Here is a 23,486-nt window from a genome sequence, read left to right as displayed (position 1 = left end):
CCTATTAAACGATCTCCATATCCATTTTAAGGAATGAACAATTCCATAAAATCATTGATACTCATTCCTGTTAGTTTCGCATAGTCAAAGCCCACTTCTTCCACCTTCCTGCGCTGTTTCACTGTATATTGTGTAGCAAGATTAGCAGAGAGTTTTTGCTCAATTTTCGGAAACGCCTCTTTACGACGAAAACGGTGCCCTAATGGATACTGGTATTCCACGTTTTCCGTTGATGTACCATCCTGAAAATGAACTTGAACGGCATTGGCTATCGAGCGCTTATCTGGGTCAAGATAATCTTTGCTGTACTGTTTATTCTCTGTAACGACCATTTTCTCCCTTAGTGCATCAATTCTAGAATCAGAAGCTGCCTCATCCTCATAATCCTCTGCCGTAATATTTCCTTTGAGCAGTCCGATCGCTGTGATGTATTGGATGCAGTGATCCCGGTCAGCTGGATTATTTAATGGACCCTTTTTATCAATAATTCGAATAGCCGATTCATGTGTTGTGATCGTGATCTTATCGATTTCATCCAAACGGTTGCTGACATCAGGGTGAAGCTGAACAGCAGCCTCTGCAGCAGTTTGCGCATGAAATTCCGCCGGATAGGAAACTTTAAACAATACATTTTCCATCACATAACTATCAAGCGGACGAGCCAATGTTAGCGTTTGATGGTTAAAAAGAACATCCTGGAATCCCCATCCTTCCGCTGATAAAGCAGACGGATAGCCCATTTCCCCTTTCATTGCCATCATCGCTAGGCGAACACCTCTACTCGTTGCATCTCCTGCTGCCCATGATTTCCTTGATCCTGTATTTGGTGCATGACGATACGTACGCAAGCTGGAGTTATCAATCCACGCATTGGACAAGGCATTATTGATTTCTTCACGTCCGCCTCCAAGCAGCTTTGTTACGACTGCCGTTGTTGCAATTTTTACATAGAGAACATGATCTAAACCAACACGATTCAAACTGTTTTCCAAAGCCAGCACACCCTGAATTTCATGAGCCTTAATCATCGCTTCCAGCACATCTTGTACGGTTAACGGTTCCTGACCTTTTCTAATTCGTTCTTGACTGAGATAATCTGCAACGGCAAGAATTCCTCCTAAATTATCAGATGGATGCCCCCATTCCGCTGCCAGCCATGTATCATTATAATCGAGCCAGCGAATCATCGCACCAATATTAAATGCCCCTTGAACAGGATCAAGAACATACGAAGTCCCAGGTACCCGAGTGCCTCCAGGAACCATCGTACCAGGAACAATTGGTCCAAGCAATTTCGTACATTCCGGATAATTTAATGCCAAAATTCCGCATCCAAGTGTATCCATGAGTACATATTGAGCCGTAGTAAATGCTTCTTCACTTGTTATTTCTTTATTTAATACGTAATCTGTAATTTCCTCTATTACTGTATCTACTTTTTTTTGATCGGTGACGTTAATCAATTGTATCCTTCCCTTCCCATTATTATTTCTAACGTTCGCCAGTATAATGAACCCGTGGTCGGAAAAGCCGGTTATTTTCGTGCTGTTCCATGACATGGGCACATAAGCCGGCCGTTCTTGCACTAAAAAAGATTGGTGTATATAACGGAATTGGAATACCGAGCAACCAATAAACAGGTGCTGCATAATAATCAAGATTTGGATAAAGGCCCTTTTCCCGTTCCATCAGTTTTTCTCCGGCTTCACACATTTCAAGCAATAAATGATCTCCTTTTTGATCACATAATTGTTTTAATGATTCCTTCATCACTAATGCTCTTGGATCCATCTTATTCATATAGACTCGATGACCAAATCCCATAATTTTTTCCTTTTGCTGCAGCTTTTTATAGAGAAGTTCTTCAAATTCACCAACTGAATTCGCTTCCCTTAACATGTACATGACAGCTTCATTTGCCCCACCATGAAGATTTCCTTTTAAGGATGCGACCGCACCAGTTAAAGCTCCGTAAATATCGGATTGAGTTGATGCAATCACTCTTGCCGTAAATGTCGAATTAGGCATTTCATGTTCACTGTATAAGAGCAGGGATCGGTCAAAAATCTCTGCCTCCTGTTTGGTCGGTTCCTCGCCGGTAATCATGTATAAAAAGTTCGCACTATAGTCTAAATCCGGTCTCGGGTATACTGGCTTTTCCCGATTTATCATCCGATAGCTGTTTACCGTAATTGTCGGAAGCTTTCCTAGAAATTGATAGGCTCTTTTTTTATTCGCTTCTATCGACCTGTCATCGATATTATCCTCATATCCAGCTAATACTGAAATTCCTGTACGCTGCCCGTCCATTGGATGCGTTTGCTCAGGCAATAACTGAAATACGTTAAACACACCTTGTGGAATGTCATAATTTTCCTTTAAACGTTCAGACAATCTCGTTCTTTCTGAAGGTGTAGGAAGCTGTCCTTCCAATAATAAGTGAACAACATCTGCATATTGATACTTTTTCGATAAATCGATCAGGTCATGTCCCCGAATAATAATTTTTTCCTGTTCGGTATCCAAAAGTGAAATGGAAGTTTCTGCTGCAATTACCCCTGCCAAACCCGGTACATACGTTTCCTCTGTTTTCATAAATATCCTCCTTTATTTATGTATTAGCGCTGGAAAATAATCGTTTCATCAACTTAATAGAAAATTCCCCTTTATTTGACTATAATTTAATTATATAATTATACTAAAAATTAATAAAATACTTAATTTTAATTATCAGCCATAGATTATTTCTATATCAGAGGAGACTGGCGAATGGACTATCAAGACTGGAAAATGCTTGCGTCCTTGTATGCAACCGAGAACATTACACAGGCGGCAAAGCAATTATTTTTATCGCAGCCAACGTTAACATCGAGAATTAAGCGATTGGAAACATATTACGGGGTACCAATCATTATAAGAAAGCAACGGGGAATTACCTTTACTCCAGAAGGGGAAGAGCTGGCACTTCACGCGAAAAAAATGCTGTATGAACAGCGAAACATCGAAGAAAAGATTAACAATATGAAAAATGAAGTTTCTGGTACGCTCCGTGTGGGAGTATCTAATTTTTTTGCCTTAAATAAAATGCCAAAGCTGTTACGATTGTTTAAACAGAAGTATCCAAATATTGAATGCCAGGTCGTGACAGGCTGGAGCAGTGAAATGCATCGTCTGATTTTAAATCACGATGTACATATCAGTTTCATCAAAGGGGATTATCCTTGGAGGGAAAAGAAAGAACTATTATATGAAGAGGAAATATGTGTTGCTTCACCATGGGATTTCAAATGGGAAGAACTGCCCTCCCTACCACGGATTGATTATTTTACTGACGGGTTGATGAAAAATATCGTAGACGGCTGGTGGTACAATCATTATAGCCAGAATCCCTACATTAATATTGAAGTGAATCAAGTGGAAACATGTAAGGAAATGGTCATCAATGGTCTCGGTTATGCGATACTATCCAACTTAGTCGTTCGACCTTATCCAGAGCTGATCATCAAACCAATCTATCATTCTTCTGGTGAACCGATAACCCGAAAAACATGGATGTACTATCATGCCGAATCACTGGAAATGAATATCGTGCGTGCGTTTATTGAATTTATTCGGACATTGGATGTGAAAACGTTATAGATGCTGGAGCTAAAGAATGGGGGACTGTTTTATTTAAGGGAATCTTTTTGAAAGGGGGCTTGCTTTGGTAGTTACTGATGTGGGTCTTGCACAGTTTGTTGCGGTCCTTGCTCTTTTTGGGGCTGGACTCGCTCGTTTTGGTATGTGTCTCGATTGCCGTTTAGATACCTACTTCGCGCGTTTTGTTGCCGGGATTGCTCGTATGAGGCTGACCTCGGTCGTTTTGGTGTAATCCTCGTGTGTTTTAATAAGAGGTTTGGATAATTTTTATACGAGCCTGAGCGTTTAATATAAAAATAAAATACGACACTTTGAGATGATAATTGGTAGTATCCTATAACCGCCATAGTTGCGAAAAGTTGTCCTATTAGCGGACCACACGAAGGTAGACCTTATATTGCTGCATCTATTGGAGGAGGTCTTTAACAATATTTTAAGTATTGATGATAATGCGGGATATTATTTAACGAAAATACAGAAGGTCAACATAAAACAAGTAATTTTAAAAGAGGTTGTTTAATGCACAATAAATGAATGTTGACCGTTTTTAATTTTTGGTAGGCTAAAACATTCTATATATTTAGGAAGTATCAGGTTTCATTAAACATTATTTTTTATTTTAAATATTTCTCTTTCATGTTTTCCCAATTTCGTATCAATATATTCGAGGTCTTCTTTCGTCGCGAGATTATCAAAACGTGAGTGCATTTCTGTGTAGTATTCGGATAGATGTGCAGTCTGTTCGTATATCACAGCTTGTTTGGATTCTAAATTGGTTAATCTTTGGTTTGTCAGTTTCTGTTCTTCCTTGATTTCTGTTATTTCTTGCTGCATTCCTTGCTGGCTTTGTTTCACTTCTGTTATTTCTTGCTGCATTCCTTGCTGGCTTTGCTTCACTTCTGTTATTTCTTGCTGCATTCCAGCCTGGCCCTGTTTTAGTTCCTTTATTTCTAATAAAATTTGTTCTAATAATTTATCACTCATACATTACACCTCCTTCAATATAGTATTAGTATACCATAACCTAACCAATTTACTTTGTTTAGTTAATGTGAATTTGTAGAAAAGGTTCAGAAATTGTCATACCCGCTTTTCATTTCCATAATTCCCTACGATATTTTTATACAAGTGCGTGTTCATGCTTCCTCTGCGTATGGGAGTCGACGTTGACTTATCGTACGGAGGTGAGGGAAGTCTCGCTAGTCGCTGGGCGCTGGAGCTAGACATCAATGCAAAAATTTTATACTTTCTTATCTTTCAAAAAATGTCAATATTTCCAGTTAAAACAGAAATATTGACCCTATAATCCAAATAAAATTCGACAAAATTCGGGAAGTGACAGGCACCATACGCAAAAGGTCAACACCCCCAACAACAGCTGTTGGAAAAATGTTGACCTTTTTGCATTACTTTCACCTTCGACATAAATCGACAAAGCTCGGGAAGTGACAGGCACCTATAGCTCCACTTTCCCATCTTTCATTACGACTTGTATTGTGTTGTTATCTGCTAGGGAATAGATATCTTCTAGTGGGTTGCCTTTTACAATAACAATATCAGCAAGTTTTCCTGCTTCCAATGTTCCGACTTGATTTTCCCAGCCTAAGCATTCGGCTGCTGTTTTCGTGGAGGCAACGATGGTTTCCATTGGAGTCATTCCAATATCTGCCATTAATCCGAGCTCCCGTAAGTTCGTACCATGTTTCATGACACCAGCATCGGTTCCCATGGCGATTTTCACGCCAGCTTTATAAGCTTTGGCAATGCTGGTTTGATGCTGTTCAATCACTTCTTTGGTTTTTTCAACCGCTGTATCTGGCATCCCTGTTTCCTTCGCTGTTTCCAGTACAGCTACCGGAGCAAGCAAGGTTGGTACCAGGTAGGTTCCGTTTTCCAGCATCAATTCAATCGCTTCGTCATCGATAAAAATGCCATGCTCAATTGAATGAATTCCTGCTTTGACCGCATTTTTAATTCCTTCTGCTCCTTGAGCATGTGCCATCACTTTCACGCCTTTGCGGAAACGAGCTTCCTCCACCATCACTTTCAATTCCTCTAAAGAGAACTGTGTAAATTCCGGATGGTCTGTGGCACTTAGCACCCCGCCGGTTGCATGTACTTTAATAACTTCTGCACCGGCACGAAGCATTTCACGTGTCTTTTTCCGAACTTCTTCTACGCCATCACATTTTCCGCTAGGCATTCCCGGATAACCAGACGGAAGAAGATCCAATGTATTTCCAGACACGGTATAGCCATCACCATGACCGCCAGTGATGGTCAGTGCATTAATACTTAGCTGTAGTCTTGGACCAGAAATCAGGCCATCTTCCACTGCCTTTTTCACACCAAGGTCTGTACCAAGTGCGTCCCTCACAGAGGTAATTCCCGCATGCAGTGTTCGTTCTAAATATTTTTCCGCTTGATAGTACATGAATGAAAATGGAGTTGCCAGCCTTTCAGATACAGGTGAAAATTCCATCATCATGTGAACATGGGCATCAATAAAACCTGGAAGGATGGTTCCTCCCTTAGCATCCACCACGGTTTCATTTCCAGTTTGCGTATACCCTGTTTCAGGACCTACATAGACAATCCGGTTATCTTCTGTGACAACCACTGCATCATTCAACGGTTGTCCACCATTCCCGTCAATGACTAGTCCATTTTTAAAAAGTGTCTTTGTCATGTTGTTTCCCCCTTACAATGTGTTCACTAACAGCCCCGCAATGACAACCGATGCGACCGTTACTGTAGTAAATCCACCGATTAACATTGGTGCCAACAGCTCGTCAAAGATAACTTTTTCTTCCTGTTTATTTCTAGCTACACTTCGGCTTGCTTCTTCACAAAGGATGTAGTCTCCAGGAAATCCGAATAATGCCGTTAACGCGACAGGCATTCCTTTTAATGGATCCCATTTCAGAAGTTTCGACATGATATACCCGCCAAATGCCAGGCCTAGCGTACCTAATACTAAAATCAAGATGATGCTTGGTAGGTTTTCCACTACTTGCATTGGTGTTACATCTGCCATAGTTCCGATAACTACGAAGATAATCCCAATCATCGTGATCGTAAAGGAGTTTGCTTTTTCTAATGATCTTTCTTCCAATAAGCCTAATTTAAGACCGGCAATACCAATAGCTAAACACCATAGTGTATAATTAATTCCAGTCAGTTCTCCAAGTACAGTACCAATTGCGGCACCAACTAACACATAGAATAATTTTAAAGTCATACTGGATTTTAATGGGCTTTCTGATTTTTCTTCCGCCGTAGCCTGTACTTCTTTTGTTGCAGCAGCTTCATCGGCCATAGCTACGAATGTACCATTGTCCATTTTCGCTTGCAGTTTGACAGCATATTTACGCATGATGTTCAATGCTAATGGCATTCCCACTACACCTTGAAATGCAACAATTAAGGCAGGAATTACTACTAAACTTGCTTGTCCAATTTCAATTAGTTTCTCAGATGTAATAATGAGTGCAATAATTCCCCCACTAACTGGTCCAACCCCAGCAACTGCTGTAGGGTAATCAAATAATATAGGTACAATCGATAATATTAGGATTGCGGAAATAACCATCCCACCTAGTGCAATAAGAACCGCTTTATATTGACTCTTCAGCAAGGAAAACGGGATTAATGTCCCCATATGCACGATAGCTGGAGCAATTAAAATCGCCCCTAATGCAGCAAACTGCGAAACCTCCAATATATTATCTGGAAAAATGCCTGTCCAGGAAAGAACCAAAAACCCTACCATGGCGGTAAGCAGCATGGGAATTCGTGCTCTTGTCACAATGGACAGCCATTCTCCTAGTGCGATTAGTGCAAAAATTAATGTTGTAGCGATAAGCGGATTACTTAACATCCTTATGCCTCCTCTTGTTGGTTAAAAAATAAGTAATTTTCCGACTATAAATCTTCTATCGTTTTAATTGCTCAGTTAAGCTCAGACTTAGCACATCCTGCGAAACGTGTCAGTTATTGTCGAATTTGATAGTGCTAGACATTAATATATCACCGCATATGACCATTGTCCACCCTTTTTTATCAGATAATTAGTTACTATTTCAATAATTTCAGCTAAATTACCAAGTGTGTATTCAATCCAAATATGCAATATATCGCTAATTAAATCGGTTACATAATCCCCGCATTTTTTTTGTTTTTTTGGAATAATTTTTTTGAATAAAAACACTACCCATGTTTTGCTAAATGACACTTTCAAATAAAAAAAGAGGAAAAGGTAGTAGTAGACGATACAAAAATGAGGGCGGGACAATAGTTTAGTTGTGTCCCAGCCTCTATAGAGGGTGTTCCTAAATCCGGTCCCTTTCATTCTCAATTTAAACACATGCTTATACTTATGACGTTAAAATTTTAGCTACGCTGGAACCACTTTTCGGCTAAAATTTTATGCTTACCTGAAGTATAAAAATTTCTTTTCTAAAAGCAAACATATATTGATTTTCAAGATTCTTTGCTTTGACTTACTATTCAATCTCAACCACTTCGTCCCCTCTGTTCACATTCCCTTTTTCTTTAAAGTGATTCGGAAGTTATATCAACTACAGTAATAAAAAAACCTGCGAAAAGATCCATTCCTATAAACGGCAATAACTAAATAACCGCATGTGCCTCTTCTTTTACATCGGTAATCAGCATATGCCCAGGAGCGTGAGTAATAACAAAATCCGTTTTACTTGCCATGACGGCTGCCTGTGGGGTGACTCCACAGCCCCAGAAAACAGGAACTTCACCATCGTAAATGGTTACTGGATCACCATAGTCAGGCTGATTGATATCTTTTATTCCAATTGCTGCAGGGTCTCCAATATGTATAGGCGCCCCATGAACGGAAGGAAATCTGGAAGTGATTTGAGTAGCACGAATCGCTTCATCCGGCTTCATCGGTCGCATACTCACCACCATTGGTCCCTGAAAAATCCCCGCAGGTTCACTGGAGATGTTTGTCTGGTACATCGATACATTTTTGTTCTCTTGAATGTAACGAATCGGAATTCCATTATCCAGTAGAGGTTTTTCAAATGTAAAACTGCATCCAATCAGGAAGGAAACAAAATCATCCTGCCAGTAGGTGCTAATGTCCGTTACTTCTTCAACAAGTTCACCTTGTTTGAAAATTCGATATTTTGGTATATCGGTTCGTATATCAGCATTGGGGGCTGTCTTTTTCGGGACTGGTGATCCTTCATCGGTTACCTCAATTAATGGACAGGTTTTTGGATTTCGTACACAGAATAATAGAAAGTCATATGCATATTTTGTCGGTAAAATAACTACATTGGTCTGCGTATATCCTGGTGCTAATCCTGTGGTTGGTTTCTGCCATTCTCCGGTTCGAATCTTTTTACGGATTTCTGAAGTGGTGTTGCTCATGATGCTCGCCTCCTATGTTTGAAAATATAAACCATTTTCAATAAACTCCTGCACCAATACTAAGCTGACGCAATATTTTCTCCCGCTTCACATAAAGCTGCTGCGCTTTTTCCACAGTGACAGCTTCAAATTCCAGTTCTGTTCCAGGCAAGCTTTGTGCAACCTTGGCAAAATCAACGGAAATGACATTGGCAATTCTCGTGTAACCACCTGTTGTCTGCCGGTCTGCCAGAAGAATAATCGGCTGGCCATTGGCTGGAACTTGTATGGTGCCGGGAAAAATACTGTCTGAAATGATATCTGCTCCTGAGATATGCTCTATTTTAGGTCCTTCCAGCCGTGCTCCCATCCGGTCAGTTTTTGTGGTGATTTTATATTTCTCCGATAGAAACGTTTCGATGCCGGATGCTGTAAAAGCTTTTTCGTCAGGCCCAAGGATAACCCTTATTTTGGGATGCGTCTCATAGGATGGGATTAGTTCAGGTGATAAGCTTTTTTCTTTAAACTGGACAGTTTCCATTTTTCCTGCTTTAAGTACGTCACCTTTTTGCAGACATCTCCCCTCACCCCCCCCAATTGCTGCTTTTACATATGTAGATCTGCTTCCCATAACAACCGGTGTCTCGATACCACCTGCAACTGTCACGTATGTATAGGCACCATTTTTAGGCTTCCCAAATGATAAGGACTGACCTGTTTCAACAAAAATGGAAGTCCACATCGGAATTTCCTTACCATCCAGTGTTGGAGATAAATCTGCCCCACAAACGGCGATAACGGTGTTTTTTAGAAAGTTCAGCTTCGGCCCCATGATCACTGCTTCAATCCCTGCTGCATTTCTTGGATTTCCAACAAGTAAATTTCCAACCTGGAGTGCAAACACATCCATTGCCCCTGAAACTACCACGCCATATTGCTGGTACCCGGTACGACCAAGGTCCTGAATGGAAGTAGATAGTCCGGATTTTTCTACTTTGATTACGTCATTTACCACTTTACATCCCTACTCTTTTCATGATAATTCCGTTGTTTTTCAGACCTTCCTGCAGCTTTATCACAAATTCCAAAGACTTCTGACTATCTCCATGCACACAAATCGTATCTGCTGTGATTCGAATATCGGTCCCGTCCACTGCTTCCACTTTACCATCTTTAACCATACGGATGACACGGTGAACGGCCTCGTCAGAATCAGTAATCATCGCATTTGTTTGTTTTCTTGAAGTAAGTGTACCATCGGGCTGATAAGTTCTGTCGGCAAACACTTCTTCTGCAACCTTTAGGCCAACCTTTTTCCCCATTTTAACTAACTCACTCCCTGCAAGACCAAACAAGATGAGTTTTGGGTCGATATCATAAACAGCCTGGGCAATCACATGTGCCATTTCCTCGTTTTTACTAGCCATATTATATAGTGCCCCATGTGGTTTCACATGCTGAAGTGTATGATCATTTATTTTTGAAAAAGCTTGGATTGCCCCAATCTGATAGACAATGAGATTATATAATTCGTTTGCATCGACATGGATAGGTCTTCTGCCAAATCCGTGCAAATCGGGGAAACCCGGATGGGCACCGAGACCAACCCGATTTTCTACTGCCTTTTTTACCGTTTGATAAATGACATTATGATCCCCTGCATGGTAACCACAGGCAATGTTAGCGGATGTGATGTATTTCATTACTAAATCGTCCTGGCCAATTTTATATGGACCATAGCTCTCTCCCAAATCACTGTTTAAATCGACGAAATTTTCCCCCATATCTTTCACTCTCCTTGGTAGAGGTCTGTTTGGACTTCATAGGTTCCATCCTCTATTTGCTTTTCTATCTCTTGGAATTCCTTTTCGGTTACCTGAACAAACCGGACATAATTTCCAGCCTGAAGCAGGATAGGAGTTTCTCTTTGTGGATCATACAGCTTCACAGGTGTTTTACCAATAATTTGCCATCCACCAGGCGTTTCCATCGAATACACTCCTGTTTGTGAACCTGCAATACCAACCGACCCAACAGGTATGTTCAAGCGTGGTTCTTTCAGTCTCGGCGTGGCAATTTTTTCCGACATCCCGCCTAAATAAGGAAATCCCGGACTAAATCCCATCATATAAATAAGATAGTCCGTCGCTGTATGGATGCGTATCACTTCTTGTTCTGTCAAATGATGATGCTTTGCTACAAAGCTCAAATCCGGCCCTAGTTCTCCCCCGTAATAAACAGGCAGCTGGATAACCTGTGCAGGGGGCAGCTTCACGCTGGACAAGTTATCTTTTAAGCTCGCAACCCGCTTTTTTAATAACTCGTAGGATATATAGTATGGATCGTAATAAATGGAGACCGTTGTATAGGCTGGAATCCATTCCATCACGCCAGGTATGTTTTCTTTTTCCAGAAACCAGGAGAAATTGCGGATTCGTTCATTTGTTTCCTTGGAAATGCTTTTCCCAAGCTGTACTCTGATTCCTTTGTCTCCAAAAGCTTCTATTTGAAACATTGTATCCCCACCGTATTCTTCAAAAATTTACTCCATAATTTTAATTGTTAAAAGATCTGCGGTACCATTTGAATCAATGTCTGAATCCCAAGGTACGCCGTTAAAATTACAACTATTGTGCCGAAAACAGTCAGCCATACTGGATGCTTGTAATCGCCGATGATTTTTTTATTATGAGCCGCAAGCAGAATAGAGCCTAGTGTTAAAGGCAAGATCAGACCATTTACAGCTCCGGCAAGTACAAGCAGGGTGGCTGCCTGACCAACTAGCACATAAACAACGGTTGAGAAAAGAATAAATCCGATAATCCAATAACGATAATGTTCTTCAATCTTTGGATGGAAGGTCCGTAAGAAGGAAACCGACGTATATGCCGCTCCAATAACGGATGAAATTCCTGCAATCCATAGCACCAGCCCGAACAGGCGGTAACCAATATCCCCTGCTGCATGCTGAAAAACAGTTGCTGCGGGATTGTTCGGATCAAGACTTACCCCAGCATATACAACACCTAATACCGCTAAAAATAGTAATATTCTCACTAAAGAAGCTACCAAAATTCCCGTTACCGACGTTCTGTTTACCTCAGGAATACTTTCTTTCCCATGAATTCCTGCATCTAGTAATCGATGTCCACCTGAAAAGGTAATATATCCGCCAACAGTTCCACCGACAATCGTAATAATCGCATAGAAATCTAGCTCCAAAGGGACAAATGTACGGTGGATTGCTTCTCCAATAGGTGGCTGACTTACAAACATGACATAGGCAATCAATACAAGCAAAATAGCACCGAGAATATTAACAATCCGGTCCATCGCTGCTCCCGCTTCTTTGGATAGAAAGATGAAAATACAAATAGCTGCTGAGATAACCGCTCCAATTTTCGGGTCTATTCCGAGTAACGCGTTGGAGCCAAGTCCTGTACCACCGATATTTCCAATATTAAACGCCAGCCCACCTATGACGATAAACACAGCGACGATAAATCCTAATCCGGGCACGACTGCATTGGCAATTTCCTGTCCACGCTTTCCTGAAACAGCAATTATTCTCCAGACATTAAGCTGTGCCCCAATGTCTAATAAAATCGAAGCCAAGATGACAAAACCAAAACTGGCTAAAAGGGTTTCGGTAAACACAGCTGTTTGCGTTAAAAAACCCGGTCCAACAGCAGAGGTTGCCATTAAAAATGCTGCCCCAATTAGTACACGATTTCTACCTTTTTGCTCCTTAGGTGATCGTAATGTTTGATTGGTATCTTTATTTTTACCTGACATCCGAAATCTCTCCTTAAAACAAAACTAATATTGTTATATTTTCCTATCTTAGAGGAAGTATTCTTGGATTAATGTTGGTTCAAAAGAGTTTACTTAAAAGTGTAACACGATTTTATATGCTATCAGGCTGATACTAGTATTTAAGAAAGAAGGTCCCGGATGTAGGGGACTAATTGTCTATCATTCTTCTTCTGCGAATTCCTGATGAGCAAATAATTCCTAATGTCTCTATGTTGAGACTGTGTTCGTCTTAAAAGAAAAACTGTTTGTTTGCGACATAGCTTGTGTTGAATTTGGACTTTTACGAATTTTAGAGGTATAGTTCATTTTAAACGAATTTATAAAAGCTTGCTACTATTTAAATTCCAGTATATATATACCGTGCCATATTATTCTCTTTTTAACATAAAAAAACTGCTAGCACTCATAGTAACGGGTTAGGTTTAAGAGTACAAAATATTAAATAGCGATGCTTTTAGCAGTTTAATTCGCATATAAATTGGACTGCTTATTTTTGTTGTTTTAGCAACGTTTATATACAAAATAGAGCAAAATAAAACCCTAATTAGCATTTGTTTTAACGAGATGACACAAATTCTTGTCAACCGTATAATTCGGTTGCTAAAATAATCTCCATTTATTGTGCTAATTTCACCTAGAAAAGAGCAGGTAAAATGGATGATTATATCAAAATAATCATAGAGATTGTAAAAAATTGTTCTTAAACTAAAAGGGAAGATTTATTGGAGAAACAGAACATTTTTTATTATGGCAATAATGTCTTGAATTATTTATTCAAAAAGGGGGATTCTATGAGTTATATTATCAGCTTTACCATTGCTATATTGCTAACAGCTTTATCATATTTTTTTGGAAGCAGTTTAATCACAAATGCAATATCTATTTGGAAAGCCCTGATAATTGGAATTTCCGTAGTATCGATTGGAGCTATTACAGAACAGATAGGTGCACCAAAATGGTTAATTGTAATGATGCCATTTCCAGTTGGAATGTTATTACTATTTCTGTTTTTAAATCAACCATTACATATTTGGTTTTTTACCCTATGTTACAACTTTAGTTTTATACACAATAATTCACATTATAGTAAGTTACTTTTTTCAGTTTCACTCCCTAATTCCCGCTTGGAAATTGTCTTAAATACTTACCAAGCAATATGATGCTTTAATGGAATAAGGCAATAAAAAGAAACGCTTGGAGTTCTTTCAGCTCTAAGCGTTTTTCTATGTTAAATATATTCTGATTTTCCTGGTCAAATTGGTTACTAAATCTGTTGTGAATATATCTTCTAATTGTTATTTTGTAATTCAAAACCGAATCCGTTACACTCATAGCTAACAGTTTTTAGACCATTCGACAAAATCCGGGAAGTGACAGGCACCCTACCGGAGTTCGAGGAGTTTTTGTTTTAGTTCGGTTTCCATGCCTTGTAGTTCTTTTTCGGCTTGCTGACGTTTTTGACGGCCTTCTGATTGAATTTGCAATGTTTCTTCGATGGTTGAAACTAAATCTTCCTGTGTTTTCTTTAATGTTTCTATATCGACAAGTCCCCGTTCATTTTCCCGGGCGGATTCAATCGTATTCGTTTTAAGCATTTCCGCATTTTTACTAAGCAGGTCATTAGTTGTTTGCGAAACCTGTTTTTGCGCTTCCACTGCATTCCGCTGGCGAAGAAGAGTCAGGGCAATGGCAATCTGATTTTTCCAAAGTGGAATAGCAGTTAAAATAGACGATTGGATTTTCTCTACAAGTGCCTGGTTGGTATTTTGAATTAAACGAATTTGCGGTGCACTTTGCATCGTAATCTGCCTGCTTAACTTCAGGTCATGCATTCGCTTCTCCAACCGCTCCGCAAATTGTATCGTATCATTTACTTCCTGGACATCCATCTGATTTTGGCTAAGCTCTGCTTTACGTTTTAACTCTGGAATAACGGTTGTTTCCAATTCCTCCAGCTTCACTTCTCCTGCAGCAATATAAATATTTAACGCATCATAAAAATCACGATTCTTATCAAACAGCTGCTGCAGTAAGCTGTTATCTTTCATTAGCGCATTTTTGCTACGGTCTAATTTCACACTGATCCGGTCAATCTGGGAACCTGTTTTTTGATATTTCGAGAGGATTTCATTAACAGTACTGGATACTTTTCCAAACATTTTCGATAAAAACCCGCGCTTTACCGGTTTGAGCTCATCCGGGTTAACGGATTCCAATTTCTTCATCAAATCTTTTAAAATCCCGCCAATTTCTGACACATCGTTGTTGTCTACATGTTCCAGCATCGAATGGGAAAAGTCATGGAGCTTGGATTGAGCCTCTGTGCCATACGTACTAATCGACTGTTGATTCTGGTGGTCAATTTGTTTAGCGATTTCCAATGCTTTTTGTTTGTCCACATCAGGCAAAACGTCGATGACTTTTTTTAATTCATCCTGTTTGGCTTCTGTGACGTCAGATTCCGCTAAGGATTCTCCCCGTTGTCCAAAAGGATTGGCTACTAAATCATTGAATTCCTCTGAACGTTTTTGTTCGTTCATTTAAACATCCTCCTGTCATTTTTCTTCATTCGATTGATTGAATTTTTAGCTACATCGATTTCAAAATGCAGTGTATCCACGTCATCATCGAGCATGATATATAAATCTTTTTTTACCGATTCTTTTAAGCCAATCAGTGTTATCCGGGTATCACGCAATGAATCCTGTATTTCCTTTGATTTTGTCGGCTGAGAGGATAAAAAGGCATATTTTTCTGTTAACTCCACAAGGGAATCGAGGTGATCATAATAGAACCCTTCTGCTTTATAAAATCGTTTCGGCTCTTTTTTCGTGTTCATGTAAATTTTTTTAACGGTACGGATTATTTCTAAGTTCTGTTTCGCTTGGTCAATCCTGCGGACACTCATTAACGCTCGCTGCAGACGGGAAATTTTATCTTTCGCTTCCTTTAGATTTTTTCCGATATATTTATACTCCCTGCGAGTTAAACCATTCCTCCGTACAAATCTTGTATGGGAGATTTCCTTCACAGCAATGAACACCACTCCCCCTCCAAACAATGCAAACAAGCTTGAGAGGAAAAAAGTTTGTTCCATCGCTAGGAAACTAATGAGCCATGTCACTACCATAGCAAGGAAGGCTAATATCGACTGTACTATAAATTGAAAAAAAGCCTTCAAATCTATCATCTCCTATGAAAATCCTTCTGTTCGTAAAGGATTCATCTATTTACTTCTTAATACGATGAAATTCACTAAAAGGTTTCATCTATCTCTATTTTAATGAATTTACTAGTGGAATGCCAACCGTGATGAAGCATTCCCTTTAATTGTCAAAATAGTAAGCATATGATAGAGTATTGGTTAATATAACATGTTACGTACTGGAAAAATAGAGTGGGAAAGGACAATGCATGATGGCTGAGAAAATTGGGATTGATGCGGGTGGTTCTTTAATTAAAATTGCTTATGAGGAAAAAGGCAAGTTTCACTTCAAAGCATATGGAAATCATGAAATGGAAAAGCTTTTACACTGGCTGCAAATGATAAAGCCAAATGCAAAACTATACTTAACAGGTGGGAAGAGCGGGCCGATTAAAAAATCTGTGAACCAGCATGCCGAGATAGTAAAAGAATTTGAAGCCGTTACAAAAGGAACTAGATTTCTTTTACAGGAAAATTCTCCTCATTTTGATGAGGACTTTATTCTCGTTAGTATCGGTACCGGTACATCGGTTTTTCACGTTACTTCGGAAAACTCCAGTCGCGTACTCGGAAGTGGTATTGGTGGTGGAACCCTCATGGGGCTAGGATCATTGATTACGGGCAGAAATGATTATAATCATCTGATTGAACTGGCGAAAAAGGGATCCAATCAAAATAGTGATCTACTTGTCAAGGATATTTATGCCCCTGACGAACCGCCTATTCCCGGGGACTTAACCGCTGCAAATTTCGGAAAAGCACATTGGAACGAGAAAGCAAGAGTAGAAGACCATGTCTCGGCCCTCATTCAATTACTTGGCGAAACAATTATTTCCCTTGCTGCTCAAGCTGCCGCTGCAGCAAATGCTAAGAAAATTGTCTTTGTTGGAAGTACTCTAAACGGAAACACACCGTTAAAGGAAGTGTTAAGCGGCTTCCAAAGTATGATGTCATACGAACCCATCTTCCTGGAAAAAGGGCCATACGCAGGAGCAATCGGCACCCTTCTTTAGTGGTGCCTGTTACTTCCCGGTTTTTGTTGAATTTTGTCGAATTTTTATACTTGTGTAGGGATAGGGTTGCTTTACTCAGTAAATGAAATCTGCCCATAATAGTTGGGCAGCATTTCTCGAAGCTTTTTCCCATATCGTTCTGGAATCAGTATTCTCGTAATATCATTAAGTGAAAACGGAACATCACCAACGATTCTCCATTCCCTTTCCAAATAGTAGTTGTCTTCGTCTGCATCCGTTTTTGATGCATCAAACGGTTTAAGGTAAGCAAAGATATGTTCAATTAAAAAGGAATCCAGTTCGTTTAGTAATGGAAGAAGATCAGATTCGTTTTTACCCTTTTTGGATAGTTCCTCCTTTATTTCTTCCATTAATGAAAAATAGCCTTTTATATGTTCTTTAAAATAGCCTTCCCTTATTTGTTTATGTTTTTCCTGTTTGGAGTTTGACTCCTGTATGACTCCATTTGTGGCAATATAGTACACCGGATTCGCGCCCTTTTCCACAAGAAAATCCTTTTTAAACGCTAACCCAAAATTACTGTATTTTTCCATATGAAGTGATAAATCGTTAATAGGAATATCTGCAAAACAAGTAATCCCAGGTGTAACAATATCCTCCAAACCCTCTGCATCTGTGTTAATTTTAATATCCCCCGGAATTTTCTTATGAAGCAGCCAACCACTTTTAATGATATCCATCAGTAAATCGAAACGTTCATTTTTCGGCTGATGACGACCAACAAAATGAGTCAGCTCCTTTGAAACATATCTTTGGATAAGCTCCATCAAATTTCCCCTTTTTAGCTCATATTTTAACCAAAAAAGAGAAAAATATGTGGTGGCCCATTGTGGTGCCTGTCACTTCCCGGAATTTGATGAATGTTGTCGAATGATTGGGTGCTAAACTTTAGCTCGTTACTTCGTTTTAGCTCTTCATTCTATCCGCGTATAATGCCAATTCCATGACATATAGAGGAGACAAGCCTTCTTTTTCTGCTTGTTTGATTACATATTCAGCATTTTCGCCTTCCTGAAGGTACGTACGAAATGCACTGATATAGCGAAAATATCTGCTGTATGATTGATAATTAGAACCAAATACCGTTTCACAGGCCTTGCGATCAAATAGTGGAAATAAATTAGGGAACATAAAATGCAATACTTTGGAAACGGATGACAGCTGATAATCTATTTCCTCTTTACCGTATATCAGAGAACCAATAGGAACAATAAATTCACTGAGTTCATGCAGCTTCTTTTTATAACGAATTAATTTTTCATCTTCTTCTGTTTCCATCAATTTTACTTTTCGTAGACTGGCATTAAAAAATTTCTTTTCCAGTGTGCTAAAATTCTCTTTCATTGGCGTTGGTGTAACTGAACTTGGGGTTTGTGGATGCCAGGAATACGTATAGGCCAATCGCTTCACCCATGCTTTTTTGGAATGTTTTCCAGCTAAATTTTCAAATTGCTTCGTAATCACTGGATAGGAAAGCCTTTGCCATTCATCCACTGACTCACCGTGAATCGCCAAGTCAATTGCTTCTTTGGACATAGATTCCCTTACTTTATGGTACACATTTTTTAATGCAATCATCTTCGTCGCCTCACTTTCCCGTTTCATTAATGTGTTCGACGAATATTCAGAATATCCTGCAAAGCTTTTGTACGAAAGTGACACTAAAGTGGTAGAACCATTCTGAACGATGTATGACTTTTCCGACATGCATTACAAAAACTCGGATTCGCTCGTCTTTTAGCGAATGAGCCAGTTTTTCTTATACTTAGGACCTTAAAATTTTAGCTACGCCGATACTACTTCTTTGCTAAAATTTTATACTTTGCTAACGTGAAAAAAGACTGCTAACTACAGAAGTATTAGCAGCCTTAAAATGCCGATATTAACGAAACAGTCCGCCTATCCAAGTAAAAATCGATACAATTACTTTTCCGATAAAGTCGATCATGTTTTCAAAGAAATTCTTATCCTGACCGGTTTCCTCTGTATTATTTTCCGTATCAGACGACTTTTCCTCATTTGATGAAGCATCTTTTTCTAATTCACTATTTATCGTTTTATTCGACGTTTCCTCTTCTTGAGCTTTTTCAACTATTTTCCTTTCGTCGGCATCGTCCATGGAAAGCCTGTTCCTTTCTGTCGACGGAACATGACCGGAACTGGTGGATTCCTTCTCATCCGAATCCTGCACATGTTGAACCAGTTCTTCCCTAAGCTCTACATGGGACATTTCCGGATGCTTTTCTTTCAGTAATGCAAGCATACCAGTTACATGCGGGGCAGCCTGTGACGTGCCATTAGCAATACCATAGGAATTATTTAAATAAGTGCTGAAAATGTTTAATCCTGGTCCAGAAAATTCTACTTCCCGGCCGGTTGATGAAAAAGAAGCCAGTTTTAATCTTGCATCCACGGCAGAAACGCCAATGACACTTTCATATTTGGCTGGGTACATCACCGAATTTGTATTACTGGAATTTCCACTGGCACCAACGATTAAAATACCAGTTTCATAGGCTTTATTTACGATTTCCTCCAGTAAGGGACTCTCTACTTCTGTTCCCAATGAAAGATTAATCATATCCATCTCGTTTTCAATCGCCCAGTCGATGGCTTCCAGCACATCATCCAGATTGCCTTCCCCGTTTTCATCCAGTGCTTTCACGGCATAAAGACTGGCATCGGGTGCAACGCCAACTACTCCATGGTCATCGCGTTTTCCGGCAATTACTCCAGCAACATGTGTTCCATGCCCGTTGTCATCCATCCACTCATCCGTGTATTCCACCGTTGAAATCCCATCTTCAATCGTTAACTCAGAATGCGGGGAAATTCCCGTATCAATAATGGCTATTTTCACCCCTTTACCAGTAGCTCCTTCCAGCCATGCTTTCTCCGTACCAATCAGATCGATATTCCAGTGCTCGGTTTCATGTACATCCTCCATCACTGGAACCTCGGTAATCTGATCACCAACAGACAGTTCCATTACCTGATTTTCTATTATGTATGAAATATTCGGGTTGTCGTACAGCTCTGATGCTCTGTTTTTATCTATCAACACAGACATGGCAGATAAGTGTTGAAATTGATATTCTACTTCACTGCTATGTTCCAGAATAGACTGTTTTCCATCCTCATTTTCATAACCTATAATGACTTCTACATCATTTCTATCCATTGCATAAATAGGTTGATAGATTCCCACTAAAATAGTTGATAATACCAATAGCGATATATAATTCCTTTTCGACAATTCCCTTTACCCCTTTGTCTAAATTTGTCTGTTTTTTCTATTCTAACATTATTTGTAGGGGGTACTGTTGAAATATGATTAAAAATTGATTACAAAAGGTAAAATTTCAGCTGATAATGTCGTACGTATTGTTGTTTTAAGATTAGAAGCAGATATGAACTGTGACATAAGTTACCTTCCCCCGCACCGGAAATACACTTCGCCTTCCGCGGGAGAACCGTGAGCCTCCTCACTAATAAAAAGGGATACGCCTATAAACCAATCGCAATATACCTTTCCAGACCATATGCAACTCCATCCTCATCATAGCGTTTCGTTACATAGGCTGCCTGCTTTTTAACGGTTTCCTCCGCATTTTCCATCGCAATGCTTGTCCCTGCAGCATGAAACATGGAGAGGTCGTTTACATTATCACCAATTGCAACTGTATTTTCTAGCGGAATAGTGAGATGATTGGCCAAAAATTGCAGAGCATTTCCTTTACTTGTTCCCGGATTCCCAATTTCCAGCTTTTCCTTTCCAGAGGTTGTTAGGGAAATGTCTTTTCGATGCTGAAGGAGGTTACTTAATTTCGATAGCTTTTCATGATCAAATGAAAGAACGAAAACCTTATAAATCTCTAGTGGAGCGTAATCCAATGTACGATATTCTTTAACCGATACAAAGCCTTTTTGCTGAAATTGCAGGTCAATCATATGCTTGGCCTTCTCCCTTGGAAAATCATCATTTTTTTCATGTATCCTTCTTGCTTCTTTCGTTAGTATATCCCTTCCTTTTTCTTCAATATAAACGCCCTGGTTTGTATAAAGTTCGAAATAGAGTCCCATTTCTTCCAACATGTCCATCATCTCTTTAATTATTTCAGCTGGCAAATAAAGATTTTGTAGTATTTCACCTTTTTGATATACAATTGCACCATTTCCTGCGATAATTGGACATTGAATTTCCGCGTCTTTTAAAATCTCGATGGTATCATGTAGTGATCTCCCGGATGCTATCGACACGACATGTCCCTGATCTTGCACAAGCCGAATCATTTCGCGATTTTTCATACTGATTGTACCTTTATCTGATAATAAAGTTCCATCTAAATCTATTGCGATTAGTTTCAATGGTATTCCTCCTGTTAGTGTTTATGTTTACTATACCATACAGATGGGCCCGGTTAATTTGAATATAAAGTTATTCCTGCAGCCTTTTCAGTAATTCTCCTACACGTTTATTTTCATGTTCTGTTGTCTCTTCCTGGATAGAAATGATTTCAAACTCCTTCTTACTTACGGAAATATCCAACCACATTTCCTCAGTACTCCCTCTTGGCAATTCCTCTTTTGGTACAATAAATTCTTCCTCCAGTTCTTCCACGAGAATAACAGCCAGACTGTTCTCATATCTGTCGATGACTCCTTTCACGTGGATTGTATGTAAAGATGTTTGTTGCAAATGTTGAAATGACTGCATAATCAGTAGGAGAAAACTGATTCCAACAATAATCAATGATAGAGCTGCTAGCATTTTCTTCATCCCTTCCATCCCGGCTCCCTCAAATCTTTTTTCACATTATGGCAAGACTCGGAAAATCATGCAAATGGCTATTTTTAAAAATTAAACCATGGATAGATCTCATATTTACTTTTTTGAACAGGGAAAAGGCAAAAACAGTACATAAAAGTCTCTGCAAAATGCAATTTTTTATTATATTTGTAAAAATTAATACTCCTTGCTTATCTAGCGATTTCTCCGACGTTTTGATACTCTTATAGTGATGAATTTTTTAATTTTGGGGGAATGATTTTGGCAAGAAGATTGTTATTGTCCATGCTCATGGCTGTATTTTTGGTAGGATGTGGGCAGGATATAGAACAGAATCAGGCAGATATGAGTGGGGAAGTTCCCGTTGCAGAGGATTCTTCCTTATCTGAGAAGGCTGAAGAGGAAAATGAAGAGGAACCTGCAAAAGATGTGGCAGAAACAGAGGAATCCTCCTCACCTGAAGATGCCGTGGAAAATAGCAGCGGCCCACTGGATGAACTAAAGGTTCACTATATTGATGTTGGACAGGCTGATGCGGCGTTATTTCAGTATTCGGATGGAGAGGATTCGTATACGATTCTTTTTGACACTGGGGATTGGCGAGGCAATGATGTGGTTAATTACTTAGCTGCACAGAATGTATCTGATATAGATCTTATTGTCGTTAGTCACCCTGATGCCGACCATATAGGCCAGCTGGCAGAAATTGTGAGTACGTATGAAACAGGAGAGGTTTGGCTGTCGGGAAATGAGAGCTCTTCTAAAACCTTCCAAAACGCTATTGAAGCTGTGATAAACAGTGATGCGGATTACCATGAACCTAGAATGGGCGAGGAATTTGCAATCGGGCCAATGGAGATTGACGTTTTGTACCCAAGAAATATTTCCGGCAAGGCAAATGAAGAATCGATTTCCTTGAAGTTTACTTATGGCGACGTCCGCTTCATTTTTACGGGAGATGCAGAAAAATCTGGCGAACAGGAAATGATTCAAAGTGGCATGAAGCTTGACGCGGATATCCTTCAGCTTGGACACCATGGCTCCAAGACATCGAGCAGCTCCTCCTTTATTGATGCAGTGAATCCATCCGTTGCAATTTACAGTGCCGGGGAAAATAATAGTTATGGACATCCCAGTGCGGAAGTTGTTTCACTTATTCAGGATAAGGGAATGGAACTGTATGGAACCGATGTTCACGGAACCATTGTAGTAACAACAGATGGGAAAGAATTTAGTATTGCTACAAAGGAAGATGGTACGATTAGTCCGAAAAGCTCGGGGGCTTCATCTGAAAGTACATCTTCAGGAGACTCTTCCTCTTCCACGTCGGAAAGCGATTCGAGTAATACTACTAGCAATGAAAAGAGTGAGAATAGCGGTAGTGCTTCAGCAGGTTCCTGTATTAATATTAATGAAGCATCTGTAGAAGAGCTACAGAACATTATCCACATTGGGCCAGCCAGAGCAGAGGAATTAATTCAATTACGGCCATTTAAATCCGTCGATGATTTATCGCGAATTAATGGCATCGGCCCAGCAAGAATAGACGACATCAAAAACGAAGGCCTAGCATGTTAGGCGCCTGTCACTTCCCGGATTTTGACGGTTTTTG

Annotated in this window: 22 protein-coding genes; 5 read left to right on the top strand and 17 right to left on the bottom strand. The window is 39.6% G+C overall.

Annotated features, from left to right (window positions below; translation table 11 throughout):
• Window positions 1-26 precede the first annotated feature (26 nt).
• On the bottom strand, window positions 27-1,559 hold the full coding sequence (locus tag GMJ66_RS06910) for a bifunctional 2-methylcitrate dehydratase/aconitate hydratase (RefSeq protein WP_156289591.1): 1,533 nt from the start codon (window positions 1,557-1,559) through the stop codon (window positions 27-29).
• A complete protein-coding gene (mmgD, locus tag GMJ66_RS06905) occupies window positions 1,492-2,595 on the bottom strand; it encodes a citrate synthase (RefSeq protein WP_156289590.1) in 1,104 nt (367 codons plus the stop codon). The genes GMJ66_RS06910 and mmgD overlap by 68 nt, the downstream gene beginning before the upstream one ends.
• A gap of 174 nt (window positions 2,596-2,769) precedes the next feature.
• On the opposite strand from mmgD, the gene GMJ66_RS06900 reads away from it, so the two are divergent.
• On the top strand, window positions 2,770-3,639 hold the full coding sequence (locus GMJ66_RS06900) for a LysR family transcriptional regulator (protein ID WP_156289589.1): 870 nt from the start codon (window positions 2,770-2,772) through the stop codon (window positions 3,637-3,639).
• 64 nt (window positions 3,640-3,703) lie between these two features.
• Window positions 3,704-3,871 carry a hypothetical protein gene (locus tag GMJ66_RS06895; protein WP_156289588.1) on the top strand — a complete coding sequence of 56 codons (168 nt, stop codon included), beginning with the start codon at window positions 3,704-3,706 and terminating at the stop codon, window positions 3,869-3,871.
• A 368-nt stretch (window positions 3,872-4,239) separates the two neighbouring features.
• Here GMJ66_RS06895 and GMJ66_RS06890 read toward each other — a convergent pair whose 3' ends face one another.
• The 8 genes from GMJ66_RS06890 to GMJ66_RS06855 all read right to left on the bottom strand — a co-directional run bounded on the left by GMJ66_RS06890 (window position 4,240) and on the right by GMJ66_RS06855 (window position 12,825).
• On the bottom strand, window positions 4,240-4,623 hold the full coding sequence (locus GMJ66_RS06890) for a hypothetical protein (RefSeq protein ID WP_156289587.1): 384 nt from the start codon (window positions 4,621-4,623) through the stop codon (window positions 4,240-4,242).
• 472 nt (window positions 4,624-5,095) lie between these two features.
• Window positions 5,096-6,328 (bottom strand): metal-dependent hydrolase family protein, encoded by a 1,233-nt coding sequence (locus GMJ66_RS06885; protein WP_156289586.1) that lies wholly within the window; start codon window positions 6,326-6,328, stop codon window positions 5,096-5,098.
• 12 nt (window positions 6,329-6,340) lie between these two features.
• Window positions 6,341-7,519, bottom strand: a complete 1,179-nt coding sequence (locus GMJ66_RS06880) for a hypothetical protein (RefSeq protein WP_156289585.1) — start codon at window positions 7,517-7,519, stop codon at window positions 6,341-6,343.
• A 752-nt stretch (window positions 7,520-8,271) separates the two neighbouring features.
• Window positions 8,272-9,051, bottom strand: coding sequence for a putative hydro-lyase (locus GMJ66_RS06875; RefSeq protein WP_156289584.1), 780 nt, complete (start codon window positions 9,049-9,051; stop codon window positions 8,272-8,274).
• A 37-nt stretch (window positions 9,052-9,088) separates the two neighbouring features.
• Entirely contained in the window at window positions 9,089-10,045 is a 957-nt protein-coding gene (locus GMJ66_RS06870) for a 5-oxoprolinase subunit C family protein (RefSeq protein WP_156289583.1), read from the bottom strand.
• Window position 10,046: 1 nt separating this feature from the next.
• Window positions 10,047-10,814, bottom strand: coding sequence for a LamB/YcsF family protein (locus GMJ66_RS06865; protein WP_156289582.1), 768 nt, complete (start codon window positions 10,812-10,814; stop codon window positions 10,047-10,049).
• Between the two features lie 5 nt (window positions 10,815-10,819).
• Window positions 10,820-11,545, bottom strand: a complete 726-nt coding sequence (gene pxpB, locus GMJ66_RS06860) for a 5-oxoprolinase subunit PxpB (RefSeq protein ID WP_156289581.1) — start codon at window positions 11,543-11,545, stop codon at window positions 10,820-10,822.
• A 47-nt stretch (window positions 11,546-11,592) separates the two neighbouring features.
• On the bottom strand, window positions 11,593-12,825 hold the full coding sequence (locus tag GMJ66_RS06855) for an NRAMP family divalent metal transporter (RefSeq protein ID WP_156289580.1): 1,233 nt from the start codon (window positions 12,823-12,825) through the stop codon (window positions 11,593-11,595).
• Window positions 12,826-13,637: 812 nt separating this feature from the next.
• Between GMJ66_RS06855 and GMJ66_RS06850 the strand changes: the two genes are divergently transcribed.
• On the top strand, window positions 13,638-14,006 hold the full coding sequence (locus GMJ66_RS06850) for a hypothetical protein (protein WP_231514845.1): 369 nt from the start codon (window positions 13,638-13,640) through the stop codon (window positions 14,004-14,006).
• Window positions 14,007-14,228: 222 nt separating this feature from the next.
• Here GMJ66_RS06850 and GMJ66_RS06845 read toward each other — a convergent pair whose 3' ends face one another.
• Window positions 14,229-15,386, bottom strand: a complete 1,158-nt coding sequence (locus GMJ66_RS06845; RefSeq protein WP_156289579.1) for a toxic anion resistance protein — start codon at window positions 15,384-15,386, stop codon at window positions 14,229-14,231.
• Complete coding sequence (locus tag GMJ66_RS06840) at window positions 15,383-16,036, bottom strand: 5-bromo-4-chloroindolyl phosphate hydrolysis family protein (RefSeq protein WP_407939205.1); 654 nt, start codon at window positions 16,034-16,036, stop codon at window positions 15,383-15,385. The genes GMJ66_RS06845 and GMJ66_RS06840 overlap by 4 nt, the downstream gene beginning before the upstream one ends.
• A 227-nt stretch (window positions 16,037-16,263) precedes the next feature.
• On the opposite strand from GMJ66_RS06840, the gene coaW reads away from it, so the two are divergent.
• Window positions 16,264-17,064, top strand: a complete 801-nt coding sequence (gene coaW, locus GMJ66_RS06835; RefSeq protein WP_197046627.1) for a type II pantothenate kinase — start codon at window positions 16,264-16,266, stop codon at window positions 17,062-17,064.
• Window positions 17,065-17,135: 71 nt separating this feature from the next.
• Here the strand turns inward: coaW and GMJ66_RS06830 are convergent, their stop codons facing one another.
• The 5 genes from GMJ66_RS06830 to GMJ66_RS06810 all read right to left on the bottom strand — a co-directional run bounded on the left by GMJ66_RS06830 (window position 17,136) and on the right by GMJ66_RS06810 (window position 21,865).
• Entirely contained in the window at window positions 17,136-17,852 is a 717-nt protein-coding gene (locus GMJ66_RS06830; protein WP_156289576.1) for an abortive infection system antitoxin AbiGi family protein, read from the bottom strand.
• Between the two features lie 139 nt (window positions 17,853-17,991).
• Window positions 17,992-18,663, bottom strand: a complete 672-nt coding sequence (locus GMJ66_RS06825) for a hypothetical protein (protein ID WP_156289575.1) — start codon at window positions 18,661-18,663, stop codon at window positions 17,992-17,994.
• Window positions 18,664-18,967: 304 nt separating this feature from the next.
• Entirely contained in the window at window positions 18,968-20,341 is a 1,374-nt protein-coding gene (locus tag GMJ66_RS06820) for a S8 family peptidase (RefSeq protein ID WP_156289574.1), read from the bottom strand.
• A gap of 251 nt (window positions 20,342-20,592) precedes the next feature.
• Window positions 20,593-21,453 (bottom strand): HAD family hydrolase, encoded by an 861-nt coding sequence (locus tag GMJ66_RS06815; RefSeq protein ID WP_156289573.1) that lies wholly within the window; start codon window positions 21,451-21,453, stop codon window positions 20,593-20,595.
• A 70-nt stretch (window positions 21,454-21,523) separates the two neighbouring features.
• Window positions 21,524-21,865, bottom strand: coding sequence for a DUF3006 family protein (locus GMJ66_RS06810; RefSeq protein ID WP_197046626.1), 342 nt, complete (start codon window positions 21,863-21,865; stop codon window positions 21,524-21,526).
• Window positions 21,866-22,129: 264 nt separating this feature from the next.
• Between GMJ66_RS06810 and GMJ66_RS06805 the strand changes: the two genes are divergently transcribed.
• Window positions 22,130-23,452, top strand: coding sequence for an MBL fold metallo-hydrolase (locus tag GMJ66_RS06805; RefSeq protein WP_231514844.1), 1,323 nt, complete (start codon window positions 22,130-22,132; stop codon window positions 23,450-23,452).
• The last annotated feature ends 34 nt before the right edge of the window (window positions 23,453-23,486 follow it).

The sequence above is a fragment of the Oceanobacillus salinisoli genome, from assembly GCF_009733865.1.
GTDB lineage: Bacteria > Bacillota > Bacilli > Bacillales > Amphibacillaceae > Oceanobacillus > Oceanobacillus salinisoli.
The sequence above is the reverse complement of the archived record's forward strand: the minus strand, read 5'-3'. Positions and strand labels throughout refer to the sequence as shown.

What these genes read in the sequence shown, in the direction of transcription:
- pxpB (WP_156289581.1), bottom strand. Translation starts at nt 11,545, where the DNA reads ATGTTTCAAATAGAAGCTTTTGGAGACAAAGGAATCAGAGTACAGCTT.
- GMJ66_RS06825 (WP_156289575.1), bottom strand. Translation starts at nt 18,663, where the DNA reads ATGATTGCATTAAAAAATGTGTACCATAAAGTAAGGGAATCTATGTCC.
- GMJ66_RS06880 (WP_156289585.1), bottom strand. Translation starts at nt 7,519, where the DNA reads ATGTTAAGTAATCCGCTTATCGCTACAACATTAATTTTTGCACTAATC.
- GMJ66_RS06885 (WP_156289586.1), bottom strand. Translation starts at nt 6,328, where the DNA reads ATGACAAAGACACTTTTTAAAAATGGACTAGTCATTGACGGGAATGGT.
- GMJ66_RS06900 (WP_156289589.1), top strand. Translation starts at nt 2,770, where the DNA reads ATGGACTATCAAGACTGGAAAATGCTTGCGTCCTTGTATGCAACCGAG.
- GMJ66_RS06850 (WP_231514845.1), top strand. Translation starts at nt 13,638, where the DNA reads ATGAGTTATATTATCAGCTTTACCATTGCTATATTGCTAACAGCTTTA.
- GMJ66_RS06890 (WP_156289587.1), bottom strand. Translation starts at nt 4,623, where the DNA reads ATGAGTGATAAATTATTAGAACAAATTTTATTAGAAATAAAGGAACTA.
- GMJ66_RS06845 (WP_156289579.1), bottom strand. Translation starts at nt 15,386, where the DNA reads ATGAACGAACAAAAACGTTCAGAGGAATTCAATGATTTAGTAGCCAAT.
- mmgD (WP_156289590.1), bottom strand. Translation starts at nt 2,595, where the DNA reads ATGAAAACAGAGGAAACGTATGTACCGGGTTTGGCAGGGGTAATTGCA.
- GMJ66_RS06855 (WP_156289580.1), bottom strand. Translation starts at nt 12,825, where the DNA reads ATGTCAGGTAAAAATAAAGATACCAATCAAACATTACGATCACCTAAG.
- GMJ66_RS06810 (WP_197046626.1), bottom strand. Translation starts at nt 21,865, where the DNA reads ATGAAGAAAATGCTAGCAGCTCTATCATTGATTATTGTTGGAATCAGT.
- GMJ66_RS06840 (WP_407939205.1), bottom strand. Translation starts at nt 16,036, where the DNA reads ATGATAGATTTGAAGGCTTTTTTTCAATTTATAGTACAGTCGATATTA.
- GMJ66_RS06910 (WP_156289591.1), bottom strand. Translation starts at nt 1,559, where the DNA reads ATGTCATGGAACAGCACGAAAATAACCGGCTTTTCCGACCACGGGTTC.
- GMJ66_RS06865 (WP_156289582.1), bottom strand. Translation starts at nt 10,814, where the DNA reads ATGGGGGAAAATTTCGTCGATTTAAACAGTGATTTGGGAGAGAGCTAT.
- coaW (WP_197046627.1), top strand. Translation starts at nt 16,264, where the DNA reads ATGGCTGAGAAAATTGGGATTGATGCGGGTGGTTCTTTAATTAAAATT.
- GMJ66_RS06875 (WP_156289584.1), bottom strand. Translation starts at nt 9,051, where the DNA reads ATGAGCAACACCACTTCAGAAATCCGTAAAAAGATTCGAACCGGAGAA.
- GMJ66_RS06830 (WP_156289576.1), bottom strand. Translation starts at nt 17,852, where the DNA reads ATGGAGCTTATCCAAAGATATGTTTCAAAGGAGCTGACTCATTTTGTT.
- GMJ66_RS06805 (WP_231514844.1), top strand. Translation starts at nt 22,130, where the DNA reads ATGATTTTGGCAAGAAGATTGTTATTGTCCATGCTCATGGCTGTATTT.